This is a genomic window from Mycolicibacterium sediminis, assembly GCF_010731735.1.
GTDB classification, from domain to species: Bacteria; Actinomycetota; Actinomycetes; order Mycobacteriales; family Mycobacteriaceae; genus Mycobacterium; species Mycobacterium sediminis.
In genome coordinates this window covers 3,425,729-3,437,452 of record NZ_AP022588.1, presented here as the reverse complement: position 1 = coordinate 3,437,452, position 11,724 = coordinate 3,425,729, and the positions used below count along the sequence as shown (strand labels likewise).

At 67.9% G+C, this 11,724-nt stretch carries 10 protein-coding genes; 8 read left to right on the top strand and 2 right to left on the bottom strand.

Features of this window, described 5'->3' with window-relative positions:
* Positions 1–44: 44 nt before the first annotated feature.
* The 3 genes from G6N64_RS16450 to G6N64_RS16440 are packed head-to-tail and all read left to right on the top strand — an operon-like array spanning position 45 to position 3,014.
* Entirely contained in the window at positions 45–857 is an 813-nt protein-coding gene (locus tag G6N64_RS16450; RefSeq protein ID WP_163801865.1) for an ABC transporter permease, read from the top strand.
* Complete coding sequence (locus G6N64_RS16445) at positions 857–1,744, top strand: ABC transporter permease (protein WP_163798013.1); 888 nt, start codon at positions 857–859, stop codon at positions 1,742–1,744. The genes G6N64_RS16450 and G6N64_RS16445 overlap by 1 nt, the downstream gene beginning before the upstream one ends.
* Positions 1,745–1,781: 37 nt before the next feature.
* Positions 1,782–3,014 (top strand): phthiocerol/phthiodiolone dimycocerosyl transferase family protein, encoded by a 1,233-nt coding sequence (locus G6N64_RS16440; RefSeq protein ID WP_163798012.1) that lies wholly within the window; start codon positions 1,782–1,784, stop codon positions 3,012–3,014.
* Between the two features lie 4 nt (positions 3,015–3,018).
* Here the strand turns inward: G6N64_RS16440 and G6N64_RS16435 are convergent, their stop codons facing one another.
* A complete protein-coding gene (locus tag G6N64_RS16435) occupies positions 3,019–3,852 on the bottom strand; it encodes a class I SAM-dependent methyltransferase (protein WP_163798011.1) in 834 nt (277 codons plus the stop codon).
* 69 nt (positions 3,853–3,921) lie between these two features.
* Positions 3,922–5,415, bottom strand: a complete 1,494-nt coding sequence (locus G6N64_RS16430) for a PE-PPE domain-containing protein (protein WP_163798010.1) — start codon at positions 5,413–5,415, stop codon at positions 3,922–3,924.
* Positions 5,416–5,891: 476 nt separating this feature from the next.
* Here G6N64_RS16430 and G6N64_RS16425 point away from each other — a divergent pair, with 476 nt between their 5' ends.
* From G6N64_RS16425 to G6N64_RS16405, 5 genes are all read left to right on the top strand, one after another.
* Entirely contained in the window at positions 5,892–6,593 is a 702-nt protein-coding gene (locus tag G6N64_RS16425; protein WP_163798009.1) for a flavodoxin family protein, read from the top strand.
* Between the two features lie 76 nt (positions 6,594–6,669).
* Positions 6,670–7,191 (top strand): DUF2505 domain-containing protein, encoded by a 522-nt coding sequence (locus tag G6N64_RS16420; protein WP_163798008.1) that lies wholly within the window; start codon positions 6,670–6,672, stop codon positions 7,189–7,191.
* An 83-nt stretch (positions 7,192–7,274) separates the two neighbouring features.
* On the top strand, positions 7,275–7,928 hold the full coding sequence (locus G6N64_RS16415; RefSeq protein WP_163801864.1) for a nitroreductase family protein: 654 nt from the start codon (positions 7,275–7,277) through the stop codon (positions 7,926–7,928).
* Between the two features lie 207 nt (positions 7,929–8,135).
* Complete coding sequence (locus G6N64_RS16410) at positions 8,136–10,223, top strand: hypothetical protein (RefSeq protein ID WP_163798007.1); 2,088 nt, start codon at positions 8,136–8,138, stop codon at positions 10,221–10,223.
* 15 nt (positions 10,224–10,238) lie between these two features.
* The gene (locus tag G6N64_RS16405; RefSeq protein WP_163798006.1) at positions 10,239–11,723 is read left to right on the top strand and encodes a flavin-containing monooxygenase; all 1,485 of its coding nucleotides are present in this window, start codon (positions 10,239–10,241) and stop codon (positions 11,721–11,723) included.
* Position 11,724: the final 1 nt, after the last annotated feature.

Here is an 11,724-nt window from a genome sequence, read left to right as displayed (position 1 = left end):
CCGCCGGGCTCGCCGAGGGCGCGGCAGACTCGACGTCGAACGCGATGTCCCACGCGATCCCCACCAGTGATCGGCCGCCGACCTCGACCGCCACGCAGTGGTGGGTCCTGACCATCCGGGTCATCACCCCCACCCTGCGCAACGGCGAAGTCCTCACGCAGATCGCCACGTCGATCATGTTCACCGTCGGGTACTACATCCCGCTCAAGAACATCATGGGCGCGTTCGTGGTCGGTATGAGCTACGGCCAATACCTGATGCCCCTGATCGCGCTGCAGGCCGTCGCCTTCGCCGCGGTGTCGGCGGCCTTCCGGTCGGCCACCGACTCGGTCGAGGGCATCAACAAGCGCTTCAAGGCCATGGCCATCGGCTCGCTGACGCCGCTCGCGTCACGCATGTCGGCCAGTACGTACCGCTGCGTGATCGCGCTGGCGACCGCGCTGGTGTGCGGCTACGTCATCGGCTTCCGGTTCTACGGCGGCTGGCTGCACACCGTCGGCTTCTGCGCGCTGATGCTGCTGGTCGGCGTGGCACTGTCCCTGCTCGGCGACCTCATCGGCGTCAGCAACGAGAATCCGGAGGCCACCGTCCCGGTGATGCTGGTGCCGCAGTTGTTCTTCGGGCTGCTGTCGGTCGGCATGCAGCCGGTCGAACGCTTCCCCGAGTGGATCCAACCCTTCGTGCGGAATCAGCCGGTCTCGCAGTTCGTCTACGCGCTGCGTGCGCTCGCGGGTGACAGTGCCGACGTCCCGGGAACGGTGACGTGGGCCAACGTGGGACCCGCGCTGGCGTGGATCGTCGGCCTCATCGCGGTGACCCTGGTCCTACACGCTCGCGCATCCACGAGGCGGAACTGATGGCCGCGGTGACACCGATCCACGACGCCCGCCTCCACGCCGACGTCATTCCTCCGGACCCGTGGAGCGACGCGGGGCAGTCCGGCAGGCACCGGCTGCGCAGACACTGGGAGAACTCACCGCGCAGGTTCTTCGCCCACACCTGGGTGATGACCGCCCGGGTGCTGCGACGCTGGATCCGCGACACCGCCACCCTGGTCGAGTCGCTCGTCATGCCCGTCGTCCTGCTCGTCACGCTGGACATCGTGCTGGGCGACAACATCAAGGCCGTCACGGGCGACTCCGCGCTGTACGGAAGCGTCCCCCTGATGGCCATGGTGGGGGCGATGACCGGGGCGATGGTCACCGGCATCAGCCTCATGCGCGAGCGGACCGACGGTGTGCTCGCGCGGTTCTGGGTGCTGCCCGTGCACCGGGCGGCCGGCCTGCTGTCCCGGATCGCCGCCGACGCCGTCCGGATCACCCTCACGACGCTGGTCGTCATGGGAGTGGGCATGGGCCTGGGCTTCCGGTTCCAGCAGGGCGTCGGGCCCGCGGTGCTGTGGGTACTCATCCCCACCATCCTGGGACTGGCCTTCACCGGAGCGGTGATCGCGCTGTCCCTGTACGCGGCGAGCACCGTCATGGTCGAACTCAGCGAGGGCATCTGGGCGGTGCTGATGTTCTTCAGCACCGGCTTCGTCCCCCTGGCCCAGTACCCGGAGTGGATCCGGCCGGTCGTCGAGCACCAGCCGGTCAGCTGTGCGATCGAGGCGATGCGCGGGTTGTCCATCGGCGGTCCCGTGATGCGGCCGTTCCTCGAGATGCTCGGCTGGTCGGCCGGCATCCTGCTGCTGTGCGCACTTCCCCTGGCGATCGGCTTCCGTCGGGCCAGCAAGCGCGGATGATCCCGCCGCGCACGACGATCCATGGATTGGAGGTTCGATGATGTTCGCGTCGTCGGAGATTCGCAAACTCGCACCCAGCGAGGAGTGGTACGCCCAGAGCATGACCTACGGGGCGATCACGCTCGACCTGACGGGTACGTTCGACACCGCGGCGATGTCCGCGGCGTTCGATGCCCTGCTGGAGTCCCACCCCGTCCTGGCGGGGCGGCTCGAACGGGATTCCGGTGGCCGGCACACGATCGTCACCGACGACCTGATGCACCAGGGGATCTGGATCGCCTCGGCCGACTCGGACGACGTCTTCCTCGACCCCGGTGCATCGCTGATCAACCTCACCGTCAAGGCCGTGGACGGGCACACCGAGGTCACGCTGTACGTCCATCACAGCCTCGCCGACGGGCACCACCAGGCGGCGCTGCTGTTCGAACTGTTCTCCCGGTACGCCGATGCCGTCGCCACCGGCGGAACCGGTCCCGGCGGGACGGCCCCGACGCCGCAGCCGCTCGAGACGGTGCTCGACCGCCGTGGCATCGCGAAGAATCAACGCTCGGGTCTCGAGCGCTTCATGCCGGCGATGTTCGCCTACGACCTGCCGCCCGCCGCGGTCTCCGGGGCGAGCAAGCAGCCGACGCGACCGGTCCCCGCGCCCACGGGACGGGGGCGGCTCACCGCGGCCGAGACGAACGCCGTGCTCGAGTTCGGCATGGCCAACCGGCTGTTCCTCAACCCGCTGGTCTCGGCGGCCGTCCTGCTGGCGGAGTGGCGGTTGCGCAGGACGCCCGAGATCCCGATTCCCTATGTGTACGTGGTGGATCTGCGCGGTCTGGTCGAACCCCCGGTGGGCGCCATGGAGGCCACCGACCCGCTGGGCATGGCCACGTACCTGGCCCACATCGACTCCCGCACCGACATCGTCGACCTGGCCCGGGACGTCGCCGACAACTTCGCCACAGACCTCGCGGACGGGGTCGTCCAGACGTCGATGCTGCACTTCAAGCCGCAGTACGACGATGGTCCCCGCGGGCTACCCGACGTCGTGTCGTCGACCAACCTCGGTCGTACGCCGCCGCTCCCCACCCCACCGGGGCTGAGCGTGACCGATTGGCGTACGACGATCTACCGCGCCTCGACGGTCGTCGACATGTACTCGGTCGGCATCTTCGGCGAGAACCTCGCCGTCGAACACCACACGTACGCACCGGAAGCCCAGCGCTCCGTGGACGAGGTCCTGACGATCCTGCGGGACGCGGCGCTGCAACTGCACCGCTGACGCCCTACCGGGCGGCCGGACCGAACGCGTAGCGGTGGTACTGCAGCGTGTTGCGCACCGGCGGTGCGAGACGGAGCAGCGGTTTGATGGCGCGAAAGGTCCTCGACGCCTTCGCGAAGGTGCTGGCGCCGAAGAGCGTCGTGGCGGCGAGCAACCGGATGCCGCGCACGGCGTTCAGCACCTCGCTGGGATCGTTCACCGCCCAGTAGAGGGTGGAACCCGATCGGCGAATCAACGTCTGCGACTTCTGCGTTCGAATGCCGAACCAGTTGTAGAAGTCGATCTGCAGCTCACCGGAGGGAAAGCGGTCGACGATGCGCTGCAGCAGTGCCACGCCGTCGTGCTCGGTGAGGTACATGCTGATGCCCTCGGCGAGCAGTAGCACCGGACGGTCGGCGGGGATCTGGTCCAGCCAGGTCGGGTCGGTCGCCGACGACGCCACGAGCTGGTACCCGGCGCGGGTGGGATAGATCTGCTCGCGGAGGGCGATCACCTCGGGGAAGTCGACGTCGAACCACGCGACGTCCGGACCGGGATCGAGCCGGAACACCCTGGCGTCCAGGCCGCAGCCCAGATGGATGACCGTCGAATTCGGGTGCGCGGCAAGGAATTGCGCGGCCCAGATGTCGTATTGCGCTGTGCGTACGGTGATCAGCGGTGCCCAGCGCTGCGTGATGCCGAGATCGGCCCAGTCGTAGTCGATCCGGTCGATGGCCGCCTTCGCGAAGCGGTCGGCCAGCACGGGCCGGCGGAAGTCGGCGTCGAGTGCCTTGAGATACAGCGTCGTCAGCATCGTCTGCGCTGCGCCGCTGAGATCGACGGAAACCTTGCTCGTCATGCCACGAAGCCTAGTGCGCCCGAAAGCCCCTGCCCAACGGCGCCCGCGAGGCGATGGGCGGGCCCGACGCTAGCCGTCCTTCGGGTCGCTCCCGTCCTTCGCGTCCTTGCTCGCCGACCCGGATGCGTTGAGCCCGCTCTTGCCAGTCGCCTGGCCCGTCCGGCGCGTCCCGGCATCGCCTGCGGATCCGGCGGCGCCCGGGCTCCCGGAGAGACCGGCCGTGCCGCCGCCCGAGCCGCCGGTGGGTGCGCCCGCGCCACGGGTGGCACTCCCCGGTCCGGGGCGGCCGATCCCTTGGTCACCGCGACCCGACAGGCCCGCCGTGGCGGACGACGCGGTGCCGCGCCGCGTCGAGGTGCTCGATGGCGTCGACTGCGCGGTGAGGGGCGCACCGACCGCGCCCTGGGTGCCGCCGGTCGACGACGAGGTCACGCCGGACCTGCCGGCGGTCAGCGATCCGGTGGTGGGCGACCCGGCCGCTGAGGTCCGGGCGTCCAGTCCGGCCACCGATGGCGAACCGCCTGCGGTCGCCGACGCGTCGACGGTGTCACCGGCCGGCGAATCGGCACCCGGCGACTCGACGGCGGAGAACGCGGCGCGCTGCTCCCCGACGGACGACGAGGACACGAGCCTGGCCGAGTCCTGTGTCGGGATGGCCGCCGGATCCGGGACGGGCTGGCCGGTGGCGGCCGCCGCGGAGTCCGTGGCCGCCGAGTCCGTGGCCATGGCGTTCGAGTCGTCGGACGGCGCCACGGCGTCGTTGCGGCTGTAGCCGGCGTCGATCATCGCCTTGAGGTCGTCCTGCATCGGCGCGAGGAACGGGAGCAGCGTGACCAGCGGCAGTTCCCGTGGCTTGAGGAAGTACCGGGTAGTGGTGCCGTTGGTGTCGGGATCGGTGACCACGCTCGTGGGCGCCTGCTTGGAGATGTCGGCGAAGAAGGTGGCGGTGTGCAGCACCAGCATTCCGGCAACGGCGTTGGCGACCGCCAGCAGGTTGAGCGGACGGTCGGGGAAGTCGGCGAAGCCGTCGTACTCGTAACTCACGACCGTCACGTCGTAGGGGGTGTCCACGGGCGACTTGTACGTGTAGCCACTCACCGTGGTGAAGATCGGTGAGTTGGTGAACGACTCCTGGCGACTGCCGTCGCCGATGACGATGAAGTTCACGAGGTTCGGATCGGGCGCTAGATCCGGGTGCTCCTTGAAGTACCGCAGCGCCTCGTCGACCACCAGCGAGCCCGCGGACGTCCCGACGACGGTGACCGGCCCGGTGCCGCTCTTCTGGGCCTCCGCGATCTGGGCGACCAGGTTCGCGGTGCCCGTCGCGACCGACTGGTCCAGCGTCACCACCCCCAGGAACGGGCCCGCCTGGGCGGGCCAGAACACGCTCTGCCGCACCCACGGCGTGCCGGAGGCCTCGTCGGTGCCGGTGAATTGGCCACCGAGCGCCTGGCTCATCATGAACTCGGGCACGTTCGGCGCCAGAATTCCGCCCACGAACAACGCGGTGGCGGCGGTGGCGGGGGTGGTTGCGGCCATTCCCATCGCGCCAGCAATCGCCATCGCGCCGATCGCACTCGCAACCCGACCCTTGCGATGAGCCTGCGGGCAACGCTGATTGAGGGTGTCGACTCGACCATTCATGTGCGCTTACCTCACCTTAGAAAGTCCGCGGAAACGACTGCAATATCCAAACTTCTACACGACCCAATTCGCAATGTCAGCAAAACATTTGTCATCCCTTTGGTTTTGTTTTTCCGCCCGGCGAGCTAACTCCGCCGCTCGTCGGTCATGGCCTCGTCCACGACGACCGACGGCACGTCCCGGCACCCGTCCGCCCGAGCCGTGAACCGCCGTCGCCTCCAGGTGTGACCGCACGGCGGGCATCGCAGAGGCGGTTGCTGGAGGCCGTGCGGCGCCGCCGCACCGCAGGCCGTCCTCCGTTCGGCGCGGCGGGACCGGTTCGTGCCGCGACGTATCTTCGGGAATGACAGCCCTTCACGCGCCGATTCCCGCGCGCACCACCAGGAGGTCCCGACGTGACTGACGTCTCGAACGACCCGACCGAATCCCAGCCGAAGCCCCGCGTCCTACTGGTCTATTACTCCTTCACCGGGCAATCCCGGGGCGTACTCGAGGCCGCGGGTGACGTGTTCCGTGAGCGCGGGTGCGAGGTGGACGCAGCGCCGATCGAATTCACCGATCCCCGGTTCGCGGACAATTTCAGCCGATTTCCCATGAAACGGGTCTGGCGGGACATGTTCTCGGTCCTGCCCGCGCAGTCGCGAAAGGTTAGCGGGGAGATCCGCACACCGGACGAGGTGAGGACCGGCGACTACGACCTCGTGTGCATCGGATCGCCCACCTGGTGGAAGGACGCGAGCATGCCGATCCGCTCGTTCCTCCAGTCCGATGAGGCAAAGACGACCCTCTCCGGCAAATCCTTTGCTGTTTTCGTCGTATGCCGTCGGTATTGGCGCGAGAACATGGATGCGGTACGCACGATGGGCGAGCAACGGGGCGGCCGGATGCTCGGCGGGATTCACTTCACCTACCCCGGCGGCCAGGTGCGCTCGATGCTGTCCCTGACGAGCTTCCTCGGTTCCGGGCAGTACCGCGAACGGTATCTCGGAGTTCGCATTCCCCCCACCAACGTGCAACCTCAGCAACTCGACGAAGCGCGACTTTTCGCAGCACAACTGTTGGATCAGTGGTCGGCTCAGACACAAGCAAACAACTAGTAATTCGCCGTCGCGTCAATTCGGCAACCAATCACGATTGTCGACACAGGGCAGCGAGCGACTACCGTCGGGTCCCATGGCACGGACTATCGACGCCTCCTTCACGTCGGAGGCCTCCGTCGAACAGGTCGGCAATACCTTTGGCCAACGGACGTATTGGCTGGATCGCATCGCCGCGTTCGGCGGCGGCATCGTCCTGGACACGTTCGATCGCGCCGACGACGGCTCCGTCACGGTGACCACCAGCCAGGATCTCCGCCGAGACGCACTGCCGGGGGTCCTGGGCAAGCTCTACCCCGCCGACCTCACCATTCACCGGTACGAACGGTGGCGACCGACCGGCCCTCGGGAGTTCGCCGGCGACATCGACGTCCGCGCGGTGGGTGCGCCCCTGACGGGGTCGGGCACGGCTTTCCTGGCAGCCGAGGGTGTGGGTTCCCGGCTAACGTTTGCCGGAACCGTGGCGTTCAAGTTGCCGGTGGTCGGCGGAAGGATCGAGGGGTACCTTGCGACGCAGATGCGTCAGGCCATCGCCGACCTCAACTCGTTCACGGCGGCATGGATCGCCGACAACCCCCAGAGTCGGAGCGCGACGTGAGTGAAGCACCGATCTCGTCGCCGCGTCCCGTGGGACCGCACGGTCGCGTGCCCGACGCCGCCGATGCCCTTGCGCGCCTGGACATGCCACTGGACGAGGCCATGGAGACGCAGCGGGCGATCCGCCGGGTCCTCCCCGATCCCGTCGACGACGAGGTGGTGCTGCGCTGCATCGAACTGGCTCTGCGCGCACCCACGGGCGCCAACGGTCAGAACTGGGAGTTCGTGGTCGTCCGGGATCCCCGCGTCAAGGCGCGACTGGCGCGCAAGTACCGGCAGGCGTGGAAGGTGTACTGGCTGACCGCTCTTCGGCGCATCGTCAAGAGGGACGAGTCGATGGCCAAGACGGCGCGAGCGGTGCAGTGGCAGGTCGATCACTTCACCGAGATCCCGGTCCTGGTCGTCGCATGCCTGCGGTTGCCGTTGCGCGAGGGCGGGGTGCCGTTCGGACTCATGCCGCACGCATCCCTGTCCGGCTACTGGGGTTCGATCTACCCCAGCGTGCAAAACCTGCTGCTGGCTGCGCGGGCGATGGGTCTCGGCGCCTCGCTGATCACCCTGCCCCTGTGGAGCAAGGGGTCTGCGCGACGGATCCTCGGGCTGCCGCGGTCGGTCACCCCGTGCGCCGTCGTGCCCCTGGGCTGGCCACGCGGGCGGTACGGACCAACGACGCGCCGACCGGTGGGCGACATCACCCACCTCGATTCCTTCGGCCACCGGCCGTGGGCTACCGACTGATCACCCGCGGGCACGCGGTCACCAACGCGACAGATTTGCCGGTAGTTCGGTCATAGTGTCCTGAAAGTTTGCTGAGGCCCTATTTTGACCCACTGGTCAGCGGGTTTACCGCAGTGAGAGAATTTGCCAGGACTGCAAACTGACGTATAGTTTGCCCTGCTAGGTTGAGCGGGTCGGGAACGCGAAGGAATATTGAGAGGGTTGACGATGGCGTCTAGTACCAATGGCGGCAAGCACCGCAAGAACCGGACCGCGCCGACGGCGGGCCGTGATCGCGCTGCTGACCGCCGCCCCAGCGCCCCGGCAGTCGCCGTGGACGCCGGTACCGGAACCACCGGCAAGCGATCGGTCAACCCCCTGCTCGCGGCGGGAGCCGCGATCGTCGCCGCGGCCAGCCTCACGACGGGTTCGGTGGCCGCCGCCCCGGTCGCCTCGTCCGCCGCGGTATCCGTCAAGGCCACCGACGCACCCCGGGTCGTGACGACCCGGATCATCCTCACCGCGGCGTCGAGCCCGTTCAACATCCCGATCAACATCGCCATCGACATCATCAACATCCCCAAGTACGAGGTCGACGCCGTCAACTACACGTCCGCGGCCTACCTGTTCACCGGCAGTTTCTGGGTCTCGAACGCGACCAACGTCTGGGGCTCCGACCCGGGCGATCCGCCGAAGTACCGGGGCCCCGCGATGCTCTTGCTGCCCAACCCCTACATCTCAGGGCCTGTCGGCGACACGCTCACCGCGCTCGCCATCACCGAGTTGCCGGCGAACAGCCTCTGTGGCACCACCGTGTGCGCCCCGTTCGTGCCCTTCGACGCCGAGAACGCCTTCCTCACGACCGTCGGGCTGAAGCCGCTGCCGATCGTCAACAACTTCTTCACCGTCCCGATCAGCGCGCTCTACCAGGGCTACTACTACGATCCCGCCGCCACCGGGCAGCAGAGCTTCGGCGGCTACGTGCCGACCAACCCGTACGTCGACGAGAACGGCAAGCCCTACGACCTCCCCGGTACCGTCACCGCCGAAGACGGCAGCTATCTGCAGCCGTGGGCCGGTCAGACCGTGAACCTCACCGATGTGACCGCCGACGGGTATCAGGCGTTCATCGACCACCTGCAGGCCGACCCGGCCGGCAACCCGATCCAGATCCCCACGGGACAGGAGCTCGGGCGGGCCGTGACGAACCTCTTCGCGGCGGCCGTCGTGGCCTTCAACCCCTTCGCTCCCGGCATGTCGTACTGCCCGAACTGCGTGTGGCCCAACGAGATCACGCCCGAGGGCATCGTCGGCGCGCTGTCGAAGGCGGACCCGGGCAACACGCTGATCAAGGGTTGGCTGGACAACCACTCCTGGCAGTACTCGCAGGGCGCGCCGGGCGACCCCACGCCCGTCCCGTCCACCGAGGAGAGCGTCAACGCCGGCATCGGCAGTTCTCAGCAGACGAACCTGCGGTTCGACCAGATCGTCGCGCACGACGTGAAGACGATCTTCGGACAGTTCTTCGGCGACTACGGCTCACCGGCCGTGGAGAACCCCACCACGACGACCGACACCACTGGCGCGACCCCGGAGCAACTGCGCGGACTCGACGCCCTGCGTTCGCTCAAGTCCACCGACGAAACGCTCGCCGAGAAGACACCCGAGACGACGCAAAAGCCCTCGGGCCAGACGCCTTCGGCTCAGGCAATCGACGTCGCATCCATCACGACCGCGCCGCAGACCACCGGGGGCACCCAGACCACCGGGACCCCGACGACGCCTGTGGCGTCGTCCTCGGGTCTCGGCACGTCCACGGTCGGCATCGGGCAGACGCCCAAGCCGGCGACGTCGACCGACCAGGGCACCACCCCGACCACCCCGACCATCCCGACCACTCCGTCCACGACGACGGGATCGACCGGGACCGGTTCGAACGGGTCCTTCTCCTCCCGTCTCCGCGACGCGGTCGAGAAGACCATCGGCGGCAATCAGGGCTCTGCCGTGGCCGACTCGCTCGGCCTCGGTAAGAACGGGACCAAGGACAAGGGCGGCGACGACAAGACCGGCCCCAACGCCGGTACGTCGGGCAGCGGCACCACCGGCAAGCCCAGTAACGCCACCGGCGGCACTGGCGCGTCGAGCGGCACCACCGGCGGCAGCACCACCGGCAAGCCCGGCAGCACCACCGGATCGGCGGCGAGCAACGCAGGCCAGTCCGGAACCGCGGGCAAGAGCGGCGACGCCGGCAAGGGTGGCGACACCGGCAAGTCCCGCACCAACGACAAGTCCGGCCATGGGTCGGGCGACAACTAAGGGGTCACACGACGCGTGAGCGTGGAACAGTTCGACGCCATCATCATCGGGGCGGGCTTCGGCGGGATGGGTGTCGCCATCCAGCTGAAGCAGCTCGGCCTCGAGAACGTGGCCATCCTGGACCGCGAGGACGACGTCGGTGGGACCTGGCACGTCAATCGATACCCAGGTCTCACCGTCGACGTTCCCTCGACCACGTACTCCTACCGGTTCGAGCCGAACCCGTACTGGTCGCGGCTGTTCCCGCCCGGTCACGAGTTGAAGCGCTACGCCACGCACGTCGCGGACAAGTACGACCTGCGTCGCTCGATGCGCTTCAACACGACCGTCGAGGGTGCGCAGTGGGATGAGGATGCCCGGCTGTGGCGGGTGAACATCGCCGGTGGCGAGACGTTGAGCGCGCAGTTCCTCGTCGCGGCAACGGGTTTCCTCTGTCAGCCCCGCATGCCGGACATTCCGGGGATCGACTCGTTCGAGGGCCGCGTACTGCATGCCGCACAGTGGCAGGACGGGGACTCCGTCGAGGGACGTCGGGCCGCCATCGTGGGGACCGGATCCACTGGCGTGCAGCTGATCCCCGAGCTGGCCAAGGTGGCCGACGAGCTGACTGTCTATCAGCGCACCCCCACCTGGGTGCTGCCCAAGTTCGACTTCGGCTTCCCGTCCGTGGTCCAGCGCCTCTTCGCGAAGCGGCCACGCTCGCAACGCATCCTGCGGTGGTTCACCGACAACGGCATGGACGTCATGATGCTGGTCGCGATGTGGAAGTACCGGTACTTCAAGATCGTGAACTGGTCGGCGATGAACTCGTCCAAGTTCAACCAGTTCATCTGGATCCGCGACCGCGAGTTGCGCCGCAAGCTGACGCCCGACTACGACTACGGCTGCAAGCGGCCGACGGTGTCAAACACCTACTACCGCGCGTTCAGCCGGCGGCACGTGCACCTCGAGACCGAGGGCATCGACCGGGTGGAGCCCGACGGCATCGTCACCCGTGACGGCCGCAAGCGCCTCGTCGACACGCTGGTCCTCGCCACCGGGTTCGACGTGTGGGAGTCCAACCTCCCCGCGATCGAGGTCATCGGCCGTGACGGCCGCAATCTCGGCAAGTGGTGGCGCGACAACCGGTTCCAGGCCTACGAGGGCCTCTCGGTACCGGGCTTCCCCAACTTCCTCACCTCGGCCAGCCCGTACGCCTGGGTGGGCCTGTCGTGGTTCAACACCGTCGAGTACCAGATGCGCCACATCGAACGACTGATCGGCGAACTGCAGCGGCGCGACGCGACGGTCTTCGAAGTCACCGAAGCGGCGAACACCCGCTTCCTGGAACAGATGGACGAACTGCTCGAGGACTCGGTGTTCCGTCTCGGCCAGTGCACGGGGTCGCGTTCCTACTGGTTCAACCACAGTGGCGACGCCCCCCTGTTCCGGCCGACGTCGGCCCGCCGCGCCATGAAGGAGCAGGAGCGGTTCCCGCTGAGCGATTACGAATTGGCCTGAC

Coding starts and splice junctions, on each gene's coding strand:
- G6N64_RS16450 (WP_163801865.1), top strand. CDS start 45: ATGTCCCACGCGATCCCCACCAGTGATCGGCCGCCGACCTCGACCGCC.
- G6N64_RS16445 (WP_163798013.1), top strand. CDS start 857: ATGGCCGCGGTGACACCGATCCACGACGCCCGCCTCCACGCCGACGTC.
- G6N64_RS16440 (WP_163798012.1), top strand. CDS start 1,782: ATGATGTTCGCGTCGTCGGAGATTCGCAAACTCGCACCCAGCGAGGAG.
- G6N64_RS16435 (WP_163798011.1), bottom strand. CDS start 3,852: ATGACGAGCAAGGTTTCCGTCGATCTCAGCGGCGCAGCGCAGACGATG.
- G6N64_RS16430 (WP_163798010.1), bottom strand. CDS start 5,415: ATGGCGATTGCTGGCGCGATGGGAATGGCCGCAACCACCCCCGCCACC.
- G6N64_RS16420 (WP_163798008.1), top strand. CDS start 6,670: ATGGCACGGACTATCGACGCCTCCTTCACGTCGGAGGCCTCCGTCGAA.
- G6N64_RS16415 (WP_163801864.1), top strand. CDS start 7,275: ATGCCACTGGACGAGGCCATGGAGACGCAGCGGGCGATCCGCCGGGTC.
- G6N64_RS16410 (WP_163798007.1), top strand. CDS start 8,136: ATGGCGTCTAGTACCAATGGCGGCAAGCACCGCAAGAACCGGACCGCG.